We start from the raw sequence: 20,853 nt of genomic DNA on the forward strand, positions 1-20,853 counted from the left end.
GTTTTGCGTTTGAACCGCGCGGTCCTTGTCGCTCAGAACAGGCTTGGCTGATCCTGTGTCCCCAGGGGGACACGGAATTGCGCGCAATCGAGCGGCGGCAACCCGCCATCCAGCCCCAGCCTGCGCGCCGCGATCTCGAACCGGCGGGCGATCATCCGGGCATGCACCCCCTGCCCCCGCATCCGGTGGCCGAAGCGCGAATCGTATTCCTTGCCGCCATGCATCTCGCGCAGGCGCCGCATCACCTTTTCCGCCCGGCCGGGCGCGTGTTCCCACAGCCAGTCCTTGACCAGCGGGGCCACCTCGTGCGGCAGGCGCAGCATCAGCCAGCTTGCCGCCCGCGCGCCCGCCTTGTGCGCCGCATCGAGGATCGGCTCGATCTCGTGATCGGTGAGGCCCGGAATGACCGGGCTGATCATCACGCGCACGGGCACACCCGCCTGCGACAATTCATTTATCAGCGCCAGGCGGCGTGCCGGCAAAGGCACGCGCGGCTCCATCCGGCGGGACAGGTCGGGGTCGAGCGTCGTGATGGTCACCCCCACATGCGCCAGACCCGCCGCCGCCATCGGACCGAGGATATCGAGATCCCGCGCCACCATCGTCCCCTTGGTGACGATGCCAACAGGGTGCCGGAAGTCCTGCAATACTTCCAACACCTTGCGCATCGCTTTGAACGTTGATTCAATAGGTTGGTAAGGGTCGGTATTTGTGCCGATCGCCATCGGCGCAACCGTATAGGACGGGCGGCGCAATTCCTGATCCAGCACACGCCAGATATCGGGCCGCGCCACCAGCCGGGTTTCGAAATCCAGCCCCGGCGACAGGCCAAGATAGCCGTGGCTTGGCCGGGCAAAACAATAGATGCAGCCGTGTTCGCAACCGCGATAAGGGTTGATCGAGCGGTCGAACGGAACGTCGGGCGAGCTGTTGCGCGTGATCGCGCTGCGGGGGCGTTCCAGCGAAACTTCGGTGCGCCAGCCCTTTTGCGGTTCGGGAATGTCCCAGCCGTCACCTTCCCAGCCGGTGCCGGTTTCGATCCTTTCGAACGGTTCGAACCGGCCGGACATGTTGCGGCCAGCGCCACGGGCGCGTCGCAAATCGGCAGGGATCAGGGGGCGTGCATCGTTTGGCATGCCGCAACACTGGAACAAAAAAAGAACTTTTGCAATTCTCGCGAGATGATCCTGAGAATTTTTCCGAATTCGGCATGCGTTTTGCGGCTACAAGTCGGAACCGAAGGCGCTTATGTCGCTATTCAGACAGTCCAAATGCGACAAAATGACGAAACGTGCGCATAACTTCCAACCCCGCGCGCGCGGCCACAAAGGAACACCCCATGTCGGAAGAAGAAGACGACATCATCCTCTCGGAACTCGATGACGAGGAACTTGTCCAGCAGATGTTCGACGACCTCTACGACGGTCTGAAGGAAGAGATCGAAGAAGGTGTGAACATCCTGCTCGAGCGTGGCTGGGCCCCCTACCGCGTGCTGACCGAGGCGCTGGTGGGCGGCATGACCATCGTGGGCAACGATTTCCGCGACGGTATCCTTTTCGTTCCCGAAGTGCTTCTGGCCGCCAACGCGATGAAGGGCGGCATGGCCATCCTCAAGCCGCTTCTGGCCGAAACCGGCGCGCCGCGCATGGGGTCCATGGTGATCGGCACCGTCAAGGGCGACATCCACGACATCGGCAAGAACCTTGTCAGCATGATGATGGAAGGCGCCGGGTTCGAGGTTGTCGATCTCGGGATCAACAACCCGGTCGAAAACTATCTCGAGGCGCTGGAAGAGCATAAGCCCGACATCCTGGGCATGTCCGCCCTGCTGACGACCACCATGCCCTACATGAAGGTCGTGATCGACACGATGGTGGAACAGGGTATCCGCGACGATTACGTCGTGCTGGTCGGCGGCGCCCCCCTGAACGAGGAATTCGGCAAGGCCATCGGCGCCGACGCCTATTGCCGCGATGCCGCCGTTGCGGTCGAAACCGCCAAGCAGTTCGTCGCGCGCAAGCACAATCAGGGCGTTGCGACGGCCTGATCCGGCCTTACGGTCCGGTCATGCGGAAAGGCCCCGGTTCAGAACCGGGGCCTTTTTCATTCACCCGCTGATCCCGCGGTCGCGCACGGCCATAAGGGTGCAGGTCATCGCCGCGATCTGTTTCTCGACGCCGTTTTCACCGATGGCATGGGCCGCGCCCTGCGTCAGCACGATGGTGCGGCCGGGTTTGACAACATCGGCAACGAAGCGAAACCGTGCGCCCTGTGCCGGGGCCAGGAAATTGATCTTGAATTCCACGGTCAGCACGGCGCTGTCTTCGTCCATCAACGAAAACCCGGCATAGCCGCAGGCGCTGTCCAGGACGGTGGCGACGGTGCCACCGTGAAGAAACCCGTGCTGCTGCGTGAAGTCGGGCCCGTAAGGCATTGTAATTTCAACATGACCAGGCGTGACACCCTCAAGTGTCGCCCCAAGCGTGCGCATCATCGCCTGGCGGCCGAAACTGTCACGAACGCGGGTTTCGAAATCCGCGGCGCGGGGTGCGAAACTGCTGCTGTCTGTCATGCGATGCGGCCTTTGTGATTGATGCCCTTTCCGGTGCAGCCTATGTCGGTTTCAGGCAGGATGCGCGCGGAACGCCGCGTCAGACTGTTCCGAAAGATCGCGCAAGGACCGGTGGGATGGACGCACCCGATGATCGCACGCTTACGGAGACCGGCATGGCCCCCACGGGCCGTGGGCGGGTTCTGCTGATCGCCTGCGGGGCGCTCGCGCGCGAAATCCTGGCCCTGCAAAGGGCGAATGGCTGGGATCACCTCGACCTGCATTGCCTGCCCGCGATCCTGCACAACCACCCCGAAAAGATCACCAAGGCCGTTGTGGACGCGGTAGAAAAGCGCGGCCCGGCCTATGACGACGTATTCGTCGTCTATGCCGATTGCGGCACCGGCGGGCAGTTGCAGGCCGCCTGCGACCGGCTGGGCATCGCGATGATCGAAGGCCCGCATTGCTACAGTTTTTTCGAAGGAAACGCCCGCTTTGCCGCGCATGGCGACGAAGAGATCACGGCCTTCTACCTAACCGATTTCCTGGTCCGGCAGTTCGATGCCTTCGTGTGGAAACCCCTCGGGCTGGACCGGCACCCGGACCTGCGCGACATGTATTTCGGCCATTACGAGAAACTGGTCTACCAGGCGCAGACGGACGACCCTGCCCTGACCGAAAAGGCGCGCGCCTGCGCCGACCGGCTTGGCCTGGCGTTCGAGCGACGGTTTACCGGCTATGGCGATCTCGAAACGGCGCTGTCGCGCGTTTAGCGTGGCGTGACGCGCAGGTGGATGCCGTTGCGCGCCCGCACCGTCAGATGGGCCACGGGCGTGGGCACCTTGCCTGCGACCGGCTCGAACCGGAAGGCCGCGCAAAGCCGTGACAGCAACAGCGGCCCCTCGACCATGGCGAACCCCGCACCGGTGCAGACCCGCGGCCCCGCCGAAAACGGAATATAGGCATCGCGCGCGCAGGCCTTGCCGTTTTCGGTATGCCAGCGCGCAGGGTCGAAATCGTCGGGCCGGTCCCAAAGCCGTTCGTGGCGGTGCAGGTGCCAGGGGCTGATCACGATCTGGCTGCCCTGGGGGGCCGTGCGGTCGCGCATTGTCTCGGGGCATCGGGTTTCTCGAACCATCATCGGCACCGGCGGGTAAAGACGCAGGGTTTCGCGGAACACGTCGCGGCTGACTCGCAACTGGCCGACCTCGGAGAAATCGCCGGTTTTCAGCGCCGACGCCTCGGCCGCGACCTTGTCCTGCCAGTCGGGATAAAGCGCCAGCAGATACAGCGCCCAGGCAAGCGCCGAAGCGCTGGTTTCATGGCCCGCCAGGAAAAAGATCGCCACCTGATCGACCATTTCAGCGGTGTCGAAACGGTCGCCGGTCTGCGGATCGCGCGTCGTCATGATCTTGGTCGCCAGGTCGTCGGGCGCGCGGCCGGCCGCGATCTCGTGCATCCGCGCATCGGTCAGTTGGGCGATGAGCGTGCGAATCGACCGGGCCGCGGCCCGTGTGCGGCGGCGAAAGAACCGGGGCATCCAGCGCGGCAGCGGCACGAAGGCCGCAAGGTTCAGGATCGGCTGGCTGCGCTGGTAGTCGCGGAATTCGTGAAACACGCGCGCGGCGGTTTCATGCTCGATCGGGATGGAAAACAGCGTGCGAAAGATCACGTCGGCGGCGGCGTGGCTCATGACCTCTTCGATCTCGACCGTGCCGCCCGACCGGGCGCGCAGGCGGGTCACGCAGGCATCTGACGCTGCCCACATCGCGGCATAGGTGTCTTTCAGCCGCCCGCCTTCAAAGGCCGGGTCGATGATCCGGCGTTGGCGTTTCCAGACATCGCCATTGGTCAGGAACACCGAATTGCCAAGAAGCGGGCGCAGCCCTTCGCCGATGCGGTCGGATTTCGGGAAATCGTCGGGCCGCTCTTTCAGCACGCGGCGGACCAGCTCCGGCTGGTTCACCAGGTAGGACCGGAAGAACGGCGTGCGGAACTCGGCCATCCATGCGCGATAGAGCTTGGCCGGCTGCGCCGACAGGATGTCACGCCGGAACAGCCGCGCATGGTGCAGCAGCGACACCTTTTCGGGCCGGGATGGGGGCTTGGGCGGGATCATGGGCTGACCGAACGGTATTTCGACACCGCCCTTTCCATCCGGCTGATCGAGGCCGGCCGTTCGTGATAACGCGCGCCCAGGGTGACCGGCCCGGCGGTGATCTGGAAATAGTCGTAATCCTTGGGCCTGTCGAAGGCGCAGAGATACTGGAAATGAAGCCGGAAATAGCGCCGTTTCAGCGCCGCCCAGCGTTCGGGGCTGAGCGTCTGGGTGAAAGACGCGGAAAACACCAGCGGCCAGCGCTTGTCCGGCGGGGCCACGCCCGTCACCGCGACCGGGTCGCACAGCGCAAAGGCGCAGCCATCGCCCGGTGCCGTGACATCCACCCAGGTCAGCCGGTCCGAGGCCGCCAGAAACGCCAGATCACGCCTGAGCCGCCACGCATCGGGCAGGAACGACACCATCGGCACGACATGCCCAAGGCTGAGAAAGGACAGCGCCGGGCCGTTTGCGGGCAGCCGGCGGTCGCGGATCAGATCGGCCAGGATCGACACACCCAGATGCGCGCCGGACGAATGGCCGACGACCAGAACCTCGTCCACGTCCCCGGTCAGCGCGGCGGCGATGGCGTCGGCGAATTCGGCCATCCGCGCCTCAAGCTCGGGCGGATTGGCGCCCCGGAACTGCGCGGAATAGGCGTAGTCATGCATCAGGTAATAGGCGAAAAGCCGGTTGTCGCGGGCCTTGAACCACCGCAGGACAAGCGGCGCCACCACGATCAGAGCGCCCCAGTAGCAAAGGCTTTCGACAACCGCGCGGGCAGCCAGAACGCTGCCCCCGTCGCCACGGAGCGGTATCGCGGTCGACAGCCATATCAGGGCGCGACCGGCAATATGCCCCAACAGGATCGCCACAAACAGTTGCACCAGAAGCATCACGATAGGGTAGAGCGCCGCAATCAGCGGCCCCTTGCGCAGTTGCATCAGCCGCCACAGCGCACCGGACCCGATATAGGCCCAGGCCGTTCGCAGCAGTTGCAGATAGGTCGCGGGGATCGTGTTCGACATGCTGCCGCGCACGATGTCGGACCAGACCAGCACCTCGACATCGGTTTCGACAGAGGTTCCGTCAATGGCCGCCTGTACATGCCAGCCATAGCGCCCGGTGTCGCCCTTTCCCGGGCTCAACGTCAGCGCATAGCCCGAAATCGCCGCCTGCTCGGCGCCTTCCTTGCGGTAAAGTTCGCGATAGCGCCGGGGATGAATCGGATCGTAGCCGGGGATATAGAACACCCGGCGGCGCCGCACGTTGTTGAAATCGGAACCACTCATGCCAAACCTGTTTTTCCGCACGATAGCGGCGGAATCGGTCCAGCGTAAGGCAGTATCGCGGCCCGGTGCGGATCAGCCAAGCGCGGCAAGCGCCGGGAAGGTTTCCAGCAGCCAGTAGGAAAAGGCCGAGAACCCGCCGGTCAGCATCAGCAGGCCGATCGTCCAGAGCAGCAGGCCCATCACCCGCTCGATCTGTTCCATGTGCCGTTTCATCCAGCCCATCACGCCCTGCATGCGCGGCAGGAAAGCCGCGACCAGCAGGAACGGGATGCCAAGCCCCGCCGCATAGACCGCCAGCAGCAGCGTGCCGCGTGCAACCGATGCCTCGGACGCGGCAAGCGACAGGATCGCGCCGAGCTGCGGGCCGATGCAGGGCGTCCAGCCAAAGGCAAAGGCCAGCCCCAGAACATAGGCGCCGAACGCGCTGCCGCCGCGGTCGCCCGCGTCCAGACGCGCTTCGCGGTCAAGGAACCCGATCCGGTAGACGCCCACAAAATGCGCGCCAAAGATCATCACGATCACGCCCGCGATGGTGTTGAACCAGCCTTGGTATTGCAGGAACAGCGTGCCCACCGCGCTGGCGGCGAACCCGAGCAGCAGGAACACCGTCGACAGCCCGAGGACGAAAAAGAACGCCGGGGTCAGCGCACTGGCCTTTGCGTCTTCGCGGTTGAGGTCGTTCAGGGACACCCCGCTCATATATGCAAGGTAGGGCGGCACGATGGGCAGCACGCAGGGCGACAGGAACGAGATCAGCCCCGCGAAAAGCGCCACGAACATCGCCGGCAACAGGGCCGCGTCTATGATCTCGATTCCGAACATGGTCTTTGCATAGCCCGCCATCGGCGCGGCGTCACGCCCCTAGAACGGGACGCAAGGTCACATGCGCGTGGACAGCGCGTGATCCCCGCGTTAAGCCGCACGCATGACCGAACCCGTCCTTCAGATCGACGCACGCGGGCTGATCTGCCCCCTGCCCGTCCTGCGTGCGCGCAAGGCGTTGCTGGGCATTGCGCCGGGCGCGGTCGTCGAGGTTCTGGCCGATGACGACATGGCGCGCATCGACCTTCCGCATTTCTGCGGCGAGGCCGGACACGAGCACCTTTTGCTGGAAGACGCCGGCGATCACCAGCGTCACCTGATCCGCCGCGGACCCGGCTGAGCGGCGTCAGCCGCGGGCCAGTCCGGGGCGCGCCCGCAGCACACCTTCGGTGATGAACCCGGTCAGCACCGCCTTGACGATGTCACCCGGCACGAACACCCACATGATCGCAGTCGATTCCAGCAGCGTCTTGCCGGCGATCAGCGAAAAGCCCACGATGCCAAAGGCATAGAGAACGATGACCCCGCCGATGAAGGCGGCGATGGCCGTCATCAGCACCGGCGCCCCGCCACGCCACGCACCCGCCAGCCAGCCGGTGACGAAGGCCGCGACCGGCCAGCCGATCAGGAAGCCGACGGTCGGCCCGGCGAAAACGCCCAGGCCCCCGCGCCCGCCCGCCAGCAGCGGCAGGCCAAGCGCCACCAGGAACAGAACCAGCAGCACCGCCAGCGCACCGCGCCGCGCCCCGAGGATGGTGCCGGCCAGCATGACCCCCATGCTTTGGGCGGTGATCGGCACACCGCTGGCGAGGTCGAATTTCGGCACCAGGCCAAGCGCGGCGATCAGCGCCGCGAAAAGGGCGATCAGGGTGATGTTGCGTTCCATTCCGTGTCCTTCCGTTCGCATTGGCGCCCCTCTTACAGGTCACCGGAACGGGCGCGCAAGGCCTCGGCCACGCGTTCGGCATCGTCTAGCGCGACCAGCGCAAAGGGCAGCACCAGCCGCCAGCCGGGTCTGCGGACGGACCGCGCCCGCCACGCCTGCCCCAGCGCCGTGCCTTTCTGAACCAGAACCGGCGTGAACCGGATGACCAGCGCCACCGACAGCGCCAGCCTCCGCCGCCAGCGGACAGGCAGACGCAGCAGCGCAAGGGCGTCATCCACCCGGTCGAGCATGTCCTGCAGCCGCGTCGTCATCGTCACGAGATTGGCCAGCGCGACCAGCGCCACCAGCCGGGCGACGATCACGATCCCCGCCGCCACCGCCCCGGTAAACCAGTGCCAGGCCAGGATGATCACGACAAAGGGCAAAACCGGTTTCAGAAGCCGTGCGCCCTGGCGCAGGAACGCCGCCCCGCCCGGCAGGTAGAGCGCCGTGACAAGGCCGAGAAACGCCAGCGCCTGCGCCGGGGTGGACAGCCAGAACGCCAGCACGCTGATTACAAGCAGCGCAAGCAGCTTGGCCCCGGCGGGCGCCTTGTGCCACGGCGTGCCGGTGTCAGAGGTCAGTGAAAGCATCGCTGCCCCCGAGCGCCGCCATTTCCGCACGATAGGCGGCAACCACCTGATCCGGCGCGCCATCGGCCCGCACCGCGCCCGCATCCAGCCAGATCGCCCGGTCGTATCCCGCAATTGCATCCAGATCGTGGGTGATATGCACCAGTTGCTGATCCAGTGCATCGAGGTAGCGCGACAGCCTGAGCGCGGTCGCCATGTCGAGCCCGGCAAAGGGTTCGTCCAGCACGATTACCCGCGGCGCCATCAGCAGGACCGCCATCAGGCAGACCAGGTGACGCTGTCCCTGGCTGAGCTCGATCACCGGGCGCGCGGCCCAGTCCGAGCGACCGAACCGCGACAGGATCGACGCAACGGAGCGGGTCGCCGCGGCCGCGTCGTGACCCTGGTTGCGCAACCCGAAGGAAAGCTCTTCTTCGACGGTCGGAAAGATGATCTGGTGATCGGGGTTCTGAAACAGGATGCCGACGGTCGACAGCGCCGCCTTGCGGTCGTGCGCCACGTCGACCCCGTGCACCCGCACGGTGCCCGCATCCGGGGCGCCCAAGCCTGAAATCAGCCGTGCGAGCTGGGTCTTGCCGGCGCCGTTGCGCCCGATGACGGCCACGCGGTCTTCGCGCAGGTCGAGCGTCAGGCCATCGAAAACGCGTGTGCCGCCATGTGACAGCGCAACGCCGTTAATCTCGATACCGGGAATGCCCATGGTCTGAACCGCTTTCGTCCGGGTCATGCCCCAAGGCCGCCAGTGCCAGGGTGTGTATGGTCGGGACGGCGAGATTCGAACTCACGACCCCCTGTACCCAAAACAGGTGCGCTACCAGACTGCGCCACGTCCCGATCCATGCGCCCCATTACCCTGCGCGTTCGCGTTTGAAAACCCCTTTAGCAGGGCCAGGCGGCAAGATCCGCCGCAAAGGCCGGATGGCGCATCTGGCTGCCGACGGTCAGCCCCAGGGATCTGGCAAGCCCGCCATTGATTTCCAGCACGGCAAGGATGCCCTCGCCGCCCGGAATCGGGGTGAGATCGCCGGGAATGGCGTTGTGGTGGATGTTGCGCACGGTGCCCGTGGCATCGAGAAAGATCATGTCGAGCGGGATCAGAGTGTTCTTCATCCAGAACGCCACCCGCCCGGGCCGCGGATAGACGAAAAGCATGCCATGGCTGGACGGCATGCTTTCGACGAACATCAGCCCCCGCGCGCGGTCCTGCGCCGTTTCGGCCAGATCGACGGAAAACCGCGCCTGCCCCCAGTCACCGCGCAGCAAGACGCTGCCGCGCGAACAGGCCGGGGTTTCGGCTTGTAGATGCGATGTGGCGACAACCGTGAACAGAACCGAAAAAACCGAGAAAACAAGACCGCGCCACAATGATCGCATCAATCCTCCGGGGATTTCTTGAGAGCGGCTTCCCAGGCCAGCACCTCGGTGGCCATGCGGCCGCGCTTGCCTTCGATCACGCGCAGGCAGACGGCCTCGCCGGGCTGCAGGTCCGCCAGGCCCGACCTGCGCAGGACTTCGATGTGGATGAACACGTCTTCGGCGCGGCCGAACACGTTCCCGAACCCGAAACCCTTTCCCTTGTCGAACCATTTCACCCGCGCGGGTTCAAGCGGCGCTGCCGCGATGGTCGCCGGGTCGATTTCCTCGAAATCCGCAAGCGTGCCCACACCGGTACCTTCCGGGGGTTCGATCGACAGCACTTCTGTCGCCTGCACGCCACGCGGCGTTTCCTGAACATCGATCTCGACCCGGGCGCCGTCGGCAACCGAGCTTTGTCCGAAGTTTCTCAGGACGTTTGCATGAAGCAGAATGTCCGGCCCGCCTTCATCGGCTATTACAAAACCAAAACCCTTTACAGGGTCGAACCACTTAACCTGTCCATTCACTCTGCGGGTGCTGTTAGCTTCGTTGGTCAAATTGGCCACCCACAAGATCTGCCTTACCCCAAGCCCTTCCAGTCATGCTTCAGATGCATGGATGGTTCAAGGGAAAATTAGTGTTTTTTATCGGGCATTTGCATTTCGCGCAACATGAAATTCACGGGTTCAGCCGGGTAATTTCCCATGGTTCCCCAGCTTCTATCCTGCGCCACATGAAGCGATCGTGCAAACGGAATGCCCCGTCTGCCCAAAATTCGATCTGAACCGGATTGATTCTGTAACCCCCCCAAAAGGATGGTCTGGGTGGATGCGTTCCGTGACGCGCCGTCATCTTGGCGACCTCGGCCATCAGCGACGCGCGCGACGCCAGCGGGCGCGACTGCTGCGACGCCCATGCCCCCAGACGGCTTTTGAGCGAGCGCGAGTTGAAATAGGCGTCCGCCTGCGGCCCGTCCTCACGCGTGACGGTGCCGCGCACACGTAACTGCCGGCGCAGCGATTTCCAGTGCATCACGAAGGCCGCCTTGCCGGCCTGGTCGATTTCCCGGGCCTTCGCGCTTTCGTAATTCGTATAGAAAACGAAAGCATCGTCCTCGATCTCCTTGAGCAGGACCATGCGCGCGTTGGGCAATCCATCGGCATCGACGGTCGACAGCGCGATGGCGTTCGGATCGTTGATTTCGGTCTCCTCGGCCTCGGCCAGCCAGCGGCGGGCGATCTCGAAGGGGCAGTCCCCGGCGAATATACCGGTACGGTCTGTCATTGTGTGCTTCTTTCTTTTCCTTGGTGCGTTTCGATCGGCATAGACGGTCCTGCCAGCGTCACGATTCCATGACGACCTATGTCTTCCCCAAGGTCAAGCGGCCTTGATGCAGCGCAAACCATCGCCTAAAGGACACTGGCAACACCACGGATCTGGGTAAGGTAGCGGAAATGTCAAACAACCTCATGGCCGGCAAGCGCGGCCTTATCATGGGCCTCGCAAATGACAAGTCGATCGCATGGGGCATCGCCAAGGCTTGCGCGGATGCGGGCGCGGAAATGGCCTTTACCTACATGGGCGATGCGTTCCGCAAACGTGTGGCGCCACTGGCCGACCAACTGGGCGTGCAAACGCTGATCGATTGCGACGTATCCGATCCCGCGTCGATCGACGCCGCCTTTTCCGAGATCGAAAAGACCTGGGGACGCCTGGATTTCATCGTTCACGCCATCGGATTTTCCGACAAGAACGAACTGCGCGGCCGCTATGTCGACACCAGCCGCGACAATTTCCTGATGACGATGGACATCAGCTGCTACAGCTTCACCGCCGTCATGCAGCGCGCCGAAAAGCTGATGTCCGAAGGCGGCAGCGCCATGACGCTGACCTATTACGGCGCCGAACAGGTGATGCCGCATTACAACGTGATGGGCGTCGCCAAGGCCGCGCTCGAGGCGTCTGTGAAATACCTGGCCGAGGATCTGGGCAAGGACGGCATCCGCGTCAACGCCATCAGCGCGGGCCCGATCAAGACCCTGGCCGCAAGCGGCATCGGCGATTTCCGCTATATCCTGAAATGGAACGAGCTGAACTCGCCCCTGCGCCGCAACGTCACGATCGACGATGTGGGCAAATCGGCGCTTTACCTGCTGTCCGACCTGGGCAGCGGCGTGACCGGTGAAAACCTCCATGTCGACGCGGGCTATCATGTGGTCGGAATGAAGGCCGTGGACGCACCCGACATCGATGCCGTGACCGGCCGCAAGGACGGCTGACCGCGATGGAGTGGTCGCACCTGATCGCATTCAACCTGGTGCTTCTGGCCTCTATGGCCTCTCCCGGCCCGGCGCTGCTTCTGGCGCTGAAAACCACCCTGGCATCGGGGCGGCTTGCGGGCATCGCGACCGGCATGGGGCTGGGCACCATGGCCGCGATCTGGACCGGCATGGGCCTGCTGGGCCTGGACGTCGTGTTCGCGCTTTTTCCGTGGGCCTATATGATCCTCAAGACCGGCGGCGCGCTGTACCTTCTGTATATCGCCTGGGGCATGTGGCGCGATGCGCGCCGGCCCGTGGCGGCCCCGGCGCAGGACGCGCCGCGCCTTCGCCGCGCGTTCGGCACCGGCTTTCTGGTGAATGTGGGCAACCCGAAATCGGTGCTTTTTGCCGCCTCTGTCCTGGTGGTGATCTTTCCGCCCGACATGTCGCTTGCCGCAAAGGGGCTGATCGTGCTCAATCACCTGGCCGTGGAATGGGTGGTCTACACGCTCTTTGCATTCGCCTTGTCGTCCGGCCCGGCCCGCGCGGGCTATCTGCGGATGAAACCTGCCATCGACCGCGTTGCAGCGGTCGTTCTCGGGGCGCTTGGGCTGCGCCTTCTCTTCTCACGCTAAAGGAGACCGCCATGACCGACCGCCTGCCGCATGAAAAAGGCTTTCACGTCAGCTGGGACCAGATACACCGTGACAGCCGGGCGCTGGCCTGGCGGCTGGACGGTCAGGGCCCCGATGCCGGTCAATGGCGCGGGCTGGTGGCGATCACCCGCGGCGGCATGGCGCCCGCGATGATCGTCGCGCGCGAACTGGACATCCGCACGGTCGACACGATCAGCGTCAAGTCCTACCACCATCAGGCCCAGGGCGAGGCGCAGGTTCTCAAGGCGCCCAACGCCGAGATGATGGGCCCCGACGGCGAAGGCATCCTGGTGGTCGATGACCTCGTGGACAGCGGCAAGACGCTGGAACTGGTGCGCCAGATGTATCCCAAGGCGCATTTCGCCACCGTCTATGCCAAGCCCAAGGGCCGCGCGCAGGTCGATACCTTCATTACCGAGGTCAGCCAGGACACCTGGATCTTTTTCCCATGGGACATGGCCCTGCAATATGTCGAGCCATATCGCGGCAAGGACTGATGCGCGCATGACCCGCACCGCCAACACCTTTGCCCCGCCCGTGATGGAGGCCCGCCGCTGGCTGGAGGCGGCCGAGTTTCCACCAGACCGCCCGCTGATCAATGTCAGCCAGGCCGCACCGGTCGATCCGCCGCCTGCGGGCCTGCGCGATGAAATGGCGCGCCTGGTTCAGGAAGACCCGACAACGCATCTTTACGGCCCCGTGCTGGGCCTGCCCGATCTTCGGGCCGAGCTGGCACAGCAGTTCGGCGCGGCCTATGGCGGGCGGATCGGCATGGAAAACGTCGCCATCACCGCGGGCTGCAACCAGGCATTCTGCGCCGCGATCGCCACACTGACCGGCGAGGGCGACGAGGTGATCCTGCCCGTCCCGTGGTACTTCAATCACAAGATGTGGCTCGACATGGCCGGCGTCACCGCGGTGCCCCTGCCCTGCGACGCCGAATTGCTGCCCGATCCCGACCACGCCGCGACGCTGATCACCCCGCGCACCCGCGCCATCGTGCTGGTGACCCCGAACAACCCCGGCGGCGTGGAATACCCCGCCGACCTGGTCGCCGGTTTCGCAAGCCTTGCGCGGCGTCACGGGCTGGCACTGATCGTGGACGAAACATACCGCGATTTCCACAGCCGCTCGGGCGCGCCGCATGACCTGTTCACCGACCCGGACTGGTCCGACACGCTGATCCAGCTCTATTCCTTTTCGAAATCCTACCGCCTGACCGGGCACCGCGTGGGCGCGATGATCGCCCATCCCGACCGGCTGGCACAGGCCGAGAAATTCCTCGATACCGTGGCGATCTGCGCCCCCCAACTGGGCCAGCGCGCCGCACTTTGGGGGATGCGCAACCTTGGCCAGTGGCTGGCCGGCGAACGGGCAGAAATCCTCGACCGCCGCGCCGCCATCGAAGAGGGCCTGCCGCAGCTTATGGAGCGTGGCTGGCACCTGATGGGTGTGGGCGCCTATTTCGCGTATTTCCAGCACCCGTTCGACATCGCCTCGGACCGTCTGGCGCAGCGCCTCGTTCAGGAGGCGGGTGTGCTGGCACTGCCCGGCACCATGTTCATGCCCGAGGGCGATGCAGGCGGCGCCCGGCAGATGCGCATCGCCTTTGCCAATGTCGACCGCGAAGGTATTGCACGGCTTTACGACCGGCTTGCCGGTTTCACCGCCTAAGCCCCCGCTTGCACGGGACTGCAGCGCAGCGTAGACAGGGCAAAACTTGCACCGAGGGAGCGACATGGCAGGCAGCAGCATTTCCAAGACAGCGGTCTGGATTCTTCTGGCACTTCTGATCCTGGGCCTTGGCGGCTTTGGCATCACCAACCTGTCCGGCGGCGTCAGCCCGGTCGGATCGGTCGGCGACGAGGACATCGCGATCGACGATTATGCCCGCGCGCTCCAACAGGAAATCAACGCGATCGAGGCACAGACCGGCAGCCCGCTCGCCTTTGCCGAAGCGCAGGCCGCAGGCGTCGACCGCATCGTTCTGGGCCGGCTCGTGAATTCGGCCGCGCTCGACAACGAGGCCGCACAGCTTGGCCTGTCCATCGGCGACGACAACCTGGCCCGGCAGATCACCGAAATTCCCGCCTTCCAGGGCCCCGGTGGCAGCTTCGACCGCGAGGCATACAAGTTCGCGCTGGACCGCGCCGGCCTGACCGAGGCCCGTTTCGAACAGCAACTGCGCAAGGAAACCGCCCGCACGCTGCTGCAGGGGGCAATCGTCCGCGGCATGCAGATGCCCGACACCTATGCCGACACGATCCTGACCTTCGTGGCCGAGCGCCGGAATTTTTCCTATATCCGGCTGACTTCGGGCGATCTCGAAACGCCGCTGCCCGAGCCGACCGAGGCCGAGCTGACCGCCTATTACGAGGAAAACCTGCCCGCGTTCACCACGCCCGAGATGAAGCGCATCACCTATGCCTGGCTCAGCCCCGAAATGGTCGTCGACCAGATCGACGTGCCCGAGGATCAGCTTCGCACCGAGTATGAAAAGCGCGCCGACGAATACAACACGCCCGAACGCCGCCTTGTCGAACGGTTGGGCTTTGCCGATGCCGGCGCCGCCGAGGCCGCCAAGGCGCGGATCGCGTCTGGCGAGGTCGATTTCGATGCGCTGGTCGCCGAACGCGGCCTGTCGCTTTCCGACGTGGATATGGGCGATGCCGCGCGCGGTGACATTCCCGATGGCACGGACGCGGTGTTCTCGGCGGATGTCGGCGCGGTGGTCGGCCCGTTCGACAGCCCGATCGGCCCGGCGCTCTACCGCGTGAACGGCAAACTCGAAGCGCATCAGACCGCCTTCGAAGATGTGGAGCAGGAACTGCGCGACGAAATCGCACTGGACCGCGCGCGCCGTCTGATCGAAGGCCGCATGACCGAAATCGACGGGCTTCTGGCCGGTGGCGCCACTCTGGAAGAGCTGGAAAGCGAAGCCGGCATGGAGGTCAAGCAAATGGACTGGTACCGCGAAAGCGGCCAGGGCCCGGCCAACTACGAAAGCTTCCGCCAGGCTGCACAGACCGTGACGGCAGACGATTTCCCGCAGGTCGCCACGCTTGAAGACGGCGGCATCTTCGCGCTCCGGCTTGACGGCACGGTCGAGCCGCAGGTGCGCCCCTTCGACGAGGTCCGCGACGAGGTCGTAGCCGGCTGGCAGGCACAGGAAACCGACAAGCGCCTGCGCGCCCAGGCCGAGGCAATGATCCCGCGCCTGTCCGAGGGGCTGGAGATGTCCGCGCTCGGGTTCGACGTGACCGAAGAAACCGAGATCACCCGCGGAGAGTTCATCATGGGCACGCCCGCGAACTTCCTCGACCAGGTGTTCAGCATGGAGCGTGGCGACATTCGCGCGGTCGACGGGCTGGGTGCGGTTTTCGTCGTGCGCATGGACGACATCCTGCCGCCCGACATGGATACGCCCGAAGTGGCGGCCCTGCGTCAGCAATTGACCGAACAGGCGCAGCAAGGGCTGGCGCAGGACATCTTCCAGGCCTACGCCACAGACATCCAGATGCGTGCGGGCGTCCAGATCGACCAGGCAGCACTGAACGCGGTGCATGCCAATTTCCAGTAACCCAACGCCAAGGATACCGGCGCAGTGGACCTGACCCCGAGTTACGACACCTTTGCCCGCGCCTACGAGGCGGGCCAGAACCAGCTTGTCTATGCCCGGCTGGCAGCCGATCTGGATACGCCGGTTTCGCTCATGCTCAAGCTGTCCGGCGCGGCCAAGGACGCCTTCATGCTGGAATCGGTCACCGGCGGCGAAGTGCGCGGGCGCTATTCGATCATCGGCATGAAGCCTGACCTGATCTGGCAATGCCAGGGCGACCAAAGCCGGCTGAACCGCCACGCAAGGTTCGACCCTGACGCCTTCGAGGATCAGCAGGGCGACCCGCTGGACAACCTGCGCGCCCTGATCGCCGAAAGCCGCATCGACATGCCCGAAGACCTGCCGCAGGCCGCGGCGGGGCTGTTCGGCTATCTGGGCTACGACATGATCCGCCTGGTCGAGCACCTGCCCGACGTAAACCCCGACCCGCTGGCCCTTCCCGATGCGGTGATGATGCGCCCCACGGTCGTGGCGGTGCTGGACGGGGTCAAGGGCGAGGTGACGGTGGTCAGCCCCGCCTGGGTCAGCGATGGCCAGTCTGCGCGGGCGGCCTATGCCCAGGCCGCCGAGCGCGTGATGGACGCGCTGCGCGACCTGGAACGCGCCCTGCCGCAGGCCACGCGCGAAATGGGCGAGGCCCGCGACGTCGCTCCGCCCACGTCGAATTTCAGCAAAGAAGGCTACATGCAGGCCGTCGAACGCGCCAAGGAATACATCCGCGCGGGCGATATCTTTCAGGTGGTGCCGAGCCAGCGTTGGGCGCAGGAATTTCCACTGCCGCCCTTCACGCTCTATCGTTCGCTGCGGCGCACCAACCCGTCGCCCTTCATGTTCTACTTCAATTTTGGCGGCTTCCAGGTGATCGGCGCCAGCCCCGAAATCCTGGTGCGCGTCTTCGGGCAGGAGGTCACGATCCGGCCCATTGCCGGCACCCGCCCCCGCGGCGCTACCCCCGAAGAGGACCGCGCACTCGAAGCCGACCTGCTGGCCGACCAGAAGGAACTGGCAGAACACCTGATGCTGCTGGATCTGGGCCGAAACGACGTCGGCCGCGTGGCAAAGATCGGCACCGTGCGCCCGACCGAGAAATTCATCATCGAGCGCTACAGCCACGTCATGCATATCGTGTCGAACGTGGTTGGCGAACTGGCCGAGGGACGCGACGCGCTGGACGCGTTCTTTGCCGGCATGCCCGCAGGCACCGTGTCAGGCGCACCCAAGGTCCGCGCGATGGAGATCATCGACGAGCTGGAGCCGGAAAAGCGTGGCGTCTATGGCGGCGGCGTCGGCTATTTCAGCGCGGGCGGCGACATGGACATGTGCATCGCGCTGCGCACCGCCATCGTCAAGGACAAGACGCTGTATATCCAGGCCGGCGGCGGCGTCGTCTATGACAGCGACCCGCATGCCGAATACATGGAAACCGTCCACAAATCGAATGCGATCCGCCGCGCGGCGGCGGATGCGCACAGGTTCACGGGGAACGGAAACGGGTAAGGCGGCTTATGCCGCCTGCCCCTTGCTGCGGCCCTGACCCGCACGGCTGCGGCGGCGCTGCTGGGCGCGACGCGCACCACCCGGCTTGCCCTTGCCACGGCCACCCTGCGGTTTCGGCCCCTGCCCTTGCCCCTGCGGCGGCGCGATCTTTTCCCACGGCGTGCCCGAGGCCACCGGGATCTCGCGCTTCATCACCTTCTGGATATCCTTCAACTCGCCCATTTCCTCGGGCGAACAGAACGCGATCGCGCGGCCGTCGCGGCCAGCCCGCGCGGTGCGGCCGATCCGGTGGACATAGTTGTCGGGCACGTTCGGCAGTTCGTAGTTGTAGACATGGCGCACCTCGGGAATGTCGAGCCCCCGTGCCGCGACATCCGTCGCCACCAGCACCCGCACACGCCCTTCCTTGAATGCCTCCAGCGCGCGCTGACGCTGGCCCTGGCTCTTGTTGCCGTGAATGGCGGCCACGGAGAACCCGGCTTTTTCAAGCATCCGGGCAAGCTTTTCCATGCCGTGCTTTGTGCGGCCGAAAACCAGCGCAAGGTCGTCGCGGTGGCTGTCCAGCAGTTCCTTCAGCAGGCCCAGCTTTTCACCCTTTGCGATGAAATGGACCTCCTGCTCGATCTTGTCGGCGGGTTTGCCCGGCGGGTTGACCTGCACCCGCGCCGGTTTGACCAGGTAGCTCTGGGCGATCTCTTCCATCTGCTTGGGCATCGTGGCCGAAAACAGCATGGTCTGACGCTCTTCGGGCAGAAGGCTCGCGATTTTGCGCAGCGCGTGAATAAAGCCCATGTCCAGCATCTGGTCCGCTTCGTCCAGCACAAGGAACCGCGCCTCGGACAGCGTCAATGCGCGGCGGTCCAGCAGGTCGAGCAACCGCCCCGGTGTGGCCACCAGGATATCGGTGCCGCGCGCCAGGCGGTTTGCCTGCGCGTTCAGACTGGCCCCGCCGACGACCAGGGCCACCTTCAGCGGCGTGCCCTTTATCAGCAGCGCAAGCTGGTCCTGGATCTGCTTGGCCAGCTCGCGCGTCGGCGCCAGCACCAGCCCCCGCACGGTGTGCGGGGCGGGTTTGCCGCGCATCTCCAGCATCTGCGCCACCAGCGGCAGGCCAAAGGCGTTTGTCTTGCCGGTGCCGGTCTGCGCCAGCCCCATCACGTCGCGCCCGTTCATGGCATGCGGGATGGCCTGGCTCTGGATCGGCGTCGGTGTGGTGATTGCCTGCGCATCCAGCGCGCGCAGAAGATGCGCGGGCAAACCCAGGTCTTGAAAAGTATCGGTCATATATCAGTCCTTGCGCGCACGCCGCCCTCGGGCCCGTACGCCATGGGACGCATCCTTGCGCCCATCGTGGTTCGTGCCCGGATCTCAGCGACGCGCACCGCATGTGCGCCCGGCCGTCCCGGCACCGATCCCCACGCGTGATCTTGGGAAACTCTGTCGCATCGCCCTATCGCGCCCCTTCTGGGCGCCGGCTTGCTCACGCGGCAAGGACGATGATGAGGCGGAAATGGGCGCTGCAGCGCAGAAAGTCAATGATTTCCTTTCCTCTTGCCGCAAATATCCCCACCGGAAGCAGCCCAAGAACATGCGGCACGCACCGAAAAACGCGGAGCCAAACCGCGCGCATACGGTCGGATCGTGCCCGTGCCGCTGCCGAACGGGGGTGGATTCACGGCCCGCCATTCGCTAAACCCCCGCCACCGAACCGACTGCCGGAGTGTGCGATGTCCGACACCATCATCGACAGATGCGAATCCGCGGGCCTGCGACTGACCGATCAGCGCCGCACCATCGCCGCCATCCTGCAAGAGGCAGACGACCACCCCGATGTCGAGGAACTGCACGCCCGCGCCGCCGCGCGCGATTCGCGCATCTCGATCGCCACGGTCTACCGCACTGTCAAACTGTTCGAAGAATCCGGCATTCTCGACCGCCACGAATTCCGCGACGGGCGCGCCCGCTACGAAGACGCCGAACGTGACCACCACGACCACCTGATCGACATGAACACCGGCGAAGTCATCGAATTCTGCGACCCCGAGATCGAGCGCCTGCAGGAAAAGATCGCCGAGCGCCTTGGATATCGGCTCAAGGATCACAGGCTCGAACTCTACGGCGTGCCGATCAAGAAATAAGCCCCCTTGCCCCGGCCCCGGCCGGGGTCTAAGCCGGGTCATGTGGGCAATTTCGCCCCGGTCTGCGAACAGGACGACCCATGGAAAACCTGCGCGGCGCCGCCATGATGGTGGCCGCGATGGCCGCTTTTGCCATCGAGGACATGTTCATCAAACGCCTGTCGGTAGACATCTCGACCGGGCAGATCCTGATGATGCTGGGCGCCGGCGGCGCGCTGGTCTTCGGGTTGCTGGCCTCGCGCCGTGGCGCGCGGTTGTTTTCCCCGGTCCTGCTGACCCGCCCCGTCCTGCTGCGCAACCTCGGCGAGGTGATCGGCACGATGGGTTTTGTCACCGCTATCGCCCTGACGCCGCTTTCCTCGGCCTCGGCGATCCTGCAGGCCACGCCGCTCGCGGTAACACTGGGCGCTGCGGTCTTCATGCAGGAAGCCGTGGGCTGGCGCCGTTGGAGCGCGATCCTCGTGGGCTTTGCCGGTGTCCTTCTGATCATCCGGCCCGGGCTTGAAGGCTTCGAACCGGCCTCGCTTTTCGCGGTTCAGGGCGTGATCGGCCTCGCGATCCGCGACCTCGCCACCCGCGCCGTCCCGCGCGAGATCGGGGCCATGCAGCTTTCGGCCTATGCCTTCGGGCTGCTGGTGCCCACCGGCCTTGTCCTGCTGCTGGTCCAGGGCCACAGCCTGACCACACCGCTGCCCGCGCAATGGGGCCAGTTCGCGGGCGCGCTCGTCCTGGGCATCGTCGGCTATTATTCGATCGTCGCCGCCATGCGCCTGGGCGAGGTCGCGGTCGTCACGCCGTTCCGCTATTCGCGGCTGATCTTCGCCATCATCATCGGCGTGACCGTGTTCGGTGAACGCCCCGACAGCCTGACCCTGACGGGCGCCGCCCTGATCGTCGGCAGCGGGCTTTACACCCTGCTGCGCGAGGCCCGCCTGCATCGGCGCGCCCGCCGCGCCGCCCGCTAGCGTTATCATCGCCCCCGCCCCTTTCCCTTGCGCCCGCCCCGCCTTACAAGCGGGCCAAATTCGCCATTAGCGTAAGGGAC

23 protein-coding genes and 1 tRNA gene are annotated in these 20,853 nt (G+C 65.1%); 11 read left to right on the forward strand and 13 right to left on the reverse strand.

The features are described 5' to 3' along the window. Nucleotides 1–32: 32 nt before the first annotated feature. Entirely contained in the window at nucleotides 33–1,136 is a 1,104-nt protein-coding gene (locus tag BLT50_RS02240; RefSeq protein WP_090026054.1) for a PA0069 family radical SAM protein, read from the reverse strand. 203 nt (nucleotides 1,137–1,339) lie between these two features. On the opposite strand from BLT50_RS02240, the gene BLT50_RS02245 reads away from it, so the two are divergent. Next, nucleotides 1,340–2,047, forward strand: coding sequence for a corrinoid protein (locus BLT50_RS02245; protein ID WP_090026056.1), 708 nt, complete (start codon nucleotides 1,340–1,342; stop codon nucleotides 2,045–2,047). Nucleotides 2,048–2,107: 60 nt separating this feature from the next. Here BLT50_RS02245 and BLT50_RS02250 read toward each other — a convergent pair whose 3' ends face one another. Continuing rightward, nucleotides 2,108–2,572, reverse strand: coding sequence for a PaaI family thioesterase (locus BLT50_RS02250; RefSeq protein ID WP_090026058.1), 465 nt, complete (start codon nucleotides 2,570–2,572; stop codon nucleotides 2,108–2,110). A gap of 116 nt (nucleotides 2,573–2,688) precedes the next feature. On the opposite strand from BLT50_RS02250, the gene BLT50_RS02255 reads away from it, so the two are divergent. Beyond that, entirely contained in the window at nucleotides 2,689–3,324 is a 636-nt protein-coding gene (locus BLT50_RS02255; RefSeq protein ID WP_090026060.1) for a DUF1638 domain-containing protein, read from the forward strand. On the opposite strand, the gene BLT50_RS02260 is transcribed toward BLT50_RS02255, so the two are convergent. From BLT50_RS02260 to BLT50_RS02270, 3 genes are all read right to left on the reverse strand, one after another. Beyond that, nucleotides 3,321–4,670: a cytochrome P450 gene (locus BLT50_RS02260; protein WP_090026062.1), complete on the reverse strand. Its 1,350-nt coding sequence runs from the start codon at nucleotides 4,668–4,670 to the stop codon at nucleotides 3,321–3,323. The genes BLT50_RS02255 and BLT50_RS02260 overlap by 4 nt on opposite strands. Then, nucleotides 4,667–5,941 (reverse strand): hypothetical protein, encoded by a 1,275-nt coding sequence (locus BLT50_RS02265; protein WP_090026064.1) that lies wholly within the window; start codon nucleotides 5,939–5,941, stop codon nucleotides 4,667–4,669. Before BLT50_RS02265 ends, BLT50_RS02260 begins: the two co-directional genes overlap by 4 nt. A 72-nt stretch (nucleotides 5,942–6,013) precedes the next feature. Further along, on the reverse strand, nucleotides 6,014–6,763 hold the full coding sequence (locus tag BLT50_RS02270; RefSeq protein WP_090027003.1) for a cytochrome c biogenesis CcdA family protein: 750 nt from the start codon (nucleotides 6,761–6,763) through the stop codon (nucleotides 6,014–6,016). A 103-nt stretch (nucleotides 6,764–6,866) separates the two neighbouring features. Between BLT50_RS02270 and BLT50_RS02275 the strand changes: the two genes are divergently transcribed. Next, on the forward strand, nucleotides 6,867–7,103 hold the full coding sequence (locus BLT50_RS02275) for a sulfurtransferase TusA family protein (RefSeq protein WP_090026066.1): 237 nt from the start codon (nucleotides 6,867–6,869) through the stop codon (nucleotides 7,101–7,103). 6 nt (nucleotides 7,104–7,109) lie between these two features. Here the strand turns inward: BLT50_RS02275 and BLT50_RS02280 are convergent, their stop codons facing one another. The 7 genes from BLT50_RS02280 to pdxH form a co-directional block, all read right to left on the reverse strand. Further along, nucleotides 7,110–7,649, reverse strand: a complete 540-nt coding sequence (locus BLT50_RS02280; RefSeq protein ID WP_090026069.1) for a biotin transporter BioY — start codon at nucleotides 7,647–7,649, stop codon at nucleotides 7,110–7,112. A 32-nt stretch (nucleotides 7,650–7,681) separates the two neighbouring features. Further along, nucleotides 7,682–8,281, reverse strand: coding sequence for an energy-coupling factor transporter transmembrane component T family protein (locus tag BLT50_RS02285; protein ID WP_090026071.1), 600 nt, complete (start codon nucleotides 8,279–8,281; stop codon nucleotides 7,682–7,684). Further along, a complete protein-coding gene (locus tag BLT50_RS02290) occupies nucleotides 8,262–9,008 on the reverse strand; it encodes an energy-coupling factor ABC transporter ATP-binding protein (protein WP_245723256.1) in 747 nt (248 codons plus the stop codon). The genes BLT50_RS02285 and BLT50_RS02290 overlap by 20 nt, the downstream gene beginning before the upstream one ends. 30 nt (nucleotides 9,009–9,038) lie before the next feature. Then, nucleotides 9,039–9,115 (reverse strand) — tRNA-Pro (locus BLT50_RS02295). Between the two features lie 45 nt (nucleotides 9,116–9,160). Beyond that, a complete protein-coding gene (locus BLT50_RS02300; protein ID WP_090026075.1) occupies nucleotides 9,161–9,655 on the reverse strand; it encodes a DUF192 domain-containing protein in 495 nt (164 codons plus the stop codon). After that, complete coding sequence (locus BLT50_RS02305; RefSeq protein ID WP_425433922.1) at nucleotides 9,655–10,164, reverse strand: cold-shock protein; 510 nt, start codon at nucleotides 10,162–10,164, stop codon at nucleotides 9,655–9,657. The genes BLT50_RS02300 and BLT50_RS02305 overlap by 1 nt, the downstream gene beginning before the upstream one ends. A gap of 151 nt (nucleotides 10,165–10,315) precedes the next feature. Next, a complete protein-coding gene (pdxH, locus tag BLT50_RS02310; protein ID WP_090026077.1) occupies nucleotides 10,316–10,921 on the reverse strand; it encodes a pyridoxamine 5'-phosphate oxidase in 606 nt (201 codons plus the stop codon). 170 nt (nucleotides 10,922–11,091) lie between these two features. Between pdxH and fabI the strand changes: the two genes are divergently transcribed. The 6 genes from fabI (at nucleotide 11,092) to trpE (ending at nucleotide 17,670) form a co-directional block, all read left to right on the forward strand. Beyond that, nucleotides 11,092–11,916: an enoyl-ACP reductase FabI gene (fabI, locus tag BLT50_RS02315; protein WP_090026079.1), complete on the forward strand. Its 825-nt coding sequence runs from the start codon at nucleotides 11,092–11,094 to the stop codon at nucleotides 11,914–11,916. Between the two features lie 5 nt (nucleotides 11,917–11,921). Further along, complete coding sequence (locus BLT50_RS02320) at nucleotides 11,922–12,533, forward strand: LysE family translocator (protein WP_175491370.1); 612 nt, start codon at nucleotides 11,922–11,924, stop codon at nucleotides 12,531–12,533. An 11-nt stretch (nucleotides 12,534–12,544) separates the two neighbouring features. Continuing rightward, a complete protein-coding gene (gpt, locus tag BLT50_RS02325; RefSeq protein ID WP_090026083.1) occupies nucleotides 12,545–13,051 on the forward strand; it encodes a xanthine phosphoribosyltransferase in 507 nt (168 codons plus the stop codon). 7 nt (nucleotides 13,052–13,058) lie between these two features. Beyond that, nucleotides 13,059–14,228, forward strand: coding sequence for an aminotransferase (locus BLT50_RS02330; protein WP_090026085.1), 1,170 nt, complete (start codon nucleotides 13,059–13,061; stop codon nucleotides 14,226–14,228). Between the two features lie 64 nt (nucleotides 14,229–14,292). Beyond that, nucleotides 14,293–16,134 carry a peptidyl-prolyl cis-trans isomerase gene (locus BLT50_RS02335; RefSeq protein WP_090026087.1) on the forward strand — a complete coding sequence of 614 codons (1,842 nt, stop codon included), beginning with the start codon at nucleotides 14,293–14,295 and terminating at the stop codon, nucleotides 16,132–16,134. A gap of 24 nt (nucleotides 16,135–16,158) precedes the next feature. Then, entirely contained in the window at nucleotides 16,159–17,670 is a 1,512-nt protein-coding gene (trpE, locus tag BLT50_RS02340) for an anthranilate synthase component I (RefSeq protein WP_090026089.1), read from the forward strand. A 6-nt stretch (nucleotides 17,671–17,676) separates the two neighbouring features. Here trpE and BLT50_RS02345 read toward each other — a convergent pair whose 3' ends face one another. Continuing rightward, complete coding sequence (locus BLT50_RS02345) at nucleotides 17,677–18,954, reverse strand: DEAD/DEAH box helicase (protein WP_090026091.1); 1,278 nt, start codon at nucleotides 18,952–18,954, stop codon at nucleotides 17,677–17,679. A 443-nt stretch (nucleotides 18,955–19,397) separates the two neighbouring features. Between BLT50_RS02345 and BLT50_RS02350 the strand changes: the two genes are divergently transcribed. Then, nucleotides 19,398–19,808 (forward strand): Fur family transcriptional regulator, encoded by a 411-nt coding sequence (locus BLT50_RS02350; protein ID WP_090026093.1) that lies wholly within the window; start codon nucleotides 19,398–19,400, stop codon nucleotides 19,806–19,808. Between the two features lie 80 nt (nucleotides 19,809–19,888). Next, a complete protein-coding gene (locus BLT50_RS02355) occupies nucleotides 19,889–20,773 on the forward strand; it encodes a DMT family transporter (protein WP_090026095.1) in 885 nt (294 codons plus the stop codon). Nucleotides 20,774–20,853: the final 80 nt, after the last annotated feature.

This window comes from Lutimaribacter saemankumensis (assembly GCF_900100005.1).
GTDB lineage: Bacteria > Pseudomonadota > Alphaproteobacteria > Rhodobacterales > Rhodobacteraceae > Lutimaribacter > Lutimaribacter saemankumensis.

Coding starts and splice junctions, on each gene's coding strand:
- BLT50_RS02320 (WP_175491370.1), top strand. CDS start 11,922: ATGGAGTGGTCGCACCTGATCGCATTCAACCTGGTGCTTCTGGCCTCT.
- BLT50_RS02240 (WP_090026054.1), bottom strand. CDS start 1,136: ATGCCAAACGATGCACGCCCCCTGATCCCTGCCGATTTGCGACGCGCC.
- BLT50_RS02275 (WP_090026066.1), top strand. CDS start 6,867: ATGACCGAACCCGTCCTTCAGATCGACGCACGCGGGCTGATCTGCCCC.
- BLT50_RS02350 (WP_090026093.1), top strand. CDS start 19,398: ATGTCCGACACCATCATCGACAGATGCGAATCCGCGGGCCTGCGACTG.
- BLT50_RS02250 (WP_090026058.1), bottom strand. CDS start 2,572: ATGACAGACAGCAGCAGTTTCGCACCCCGCGCCGCGGATTTCGAAACC.
- pdxH (WP_090026077.1), bottom strand. CDS start 10,921: ATGACAGACCGTACCGGTATATTCGCCGGGGACTGCCCCTTCGAGATC.
- BLT50_RS02255 (WP_090026060.1), top strand. CDS start 2,689: ATGGACGCACCCGATGATCGCACGCTTACGGAGACCGGCATGGCCCCC.
- BLT50_RS02270 (WP_090027003.1), bottom strand. CDS start 6,763: ATGTTCGGAATCGAGATCATAGACGCGGCCCTGTTGCCGGCGATGTTC.
- BLT50_RS02335 (WP_090026087.1), top strand. CDS start 14,293: ATGGCAGGCAGCAGCATTTCCAAGACAGCGGTCTGGATTCTTCTGGCA.
- gpt (WP_090026083.1), top strand. CDS start 12,545: ATGACCGACCGCCTGCCGCATGAAAAAGGCTTTCACGTCAGCTGGGAC.
- BLT50_RS02260 (WP_090026062.1), bottom strand. CDS start 4,670: ATGATCCCGCCCAAGCCCCCATCCCGGCCCGAAAAGGTGTCGCTGCTG.
- BLT50_RS02355 (WP_090026095.1), top strand. CDS start 19,889: ATGGAAAACCTGCGCGGCGCCGCCATGATGGTGGCCGCGATGGCCGCT.
- BLT50_RS02330 (WP_090026085.1), top strand. CDS start 13,059: ATGACCCGCACCGCCAACACCTTTGCCCCGCCCGTGATGGAGGCCCGC.
- BLT50_RS02280 (WP_090026069.1), bottom strand. CDS start 7,649: ATGGAACGCAACATCACCCTGATCGCCCTTTTCGCGGCGCTGATCGCC.
- BLT50_RS02265 (WP_090026064.1), bottom strand. CDS start 5,941: ATGAGTGGTTCCGATTTCAACAACGTGCGGCGCCGCCGGGTGTTCTAT.
- BLT50_RS02290 (WP_245723256.1), bottom strand. CDS start 9,008: ATGACCCGGACGAAAGCGGTTCAGACCATGGGCATTCCCGGTATCGAG.
- BLT50_RS02285 (WP_090026071.1), bottom strand. CDS start 8,281: ATGCTTTCACTGACCTCTGACACCGGCACGCCGTGGCACAAGGCGCCC.
- fabI (WP_090026079.1), top strand. CDS start 11,092: ATGTCAAACAACCTCATGGCCGGCAAGCGCGGCCTTATCATGGGCCTC.
- BLT50_RS02345 (WP_090026091.1), bottom strand. CDS start 18,954: ATGACCGATACTTTTCAAGACCTGGGTTTGCCCGCGCATCTTCTGCGC.
- BLT50_RS02245 (WP_090026056.1), top strand. CDS start 1,340: ATGTCGGAAGAAGAAGACGACATCATCCTCTCGGAACTCGATGACGAG.
- BLT50_RS02300 (WP_090026075.1), bottom strand. CDS start 9,655: ATGCGATCATTGTGGCGCGGTCTTGTTTTCTCGGTTTTTTCGGTTCTG.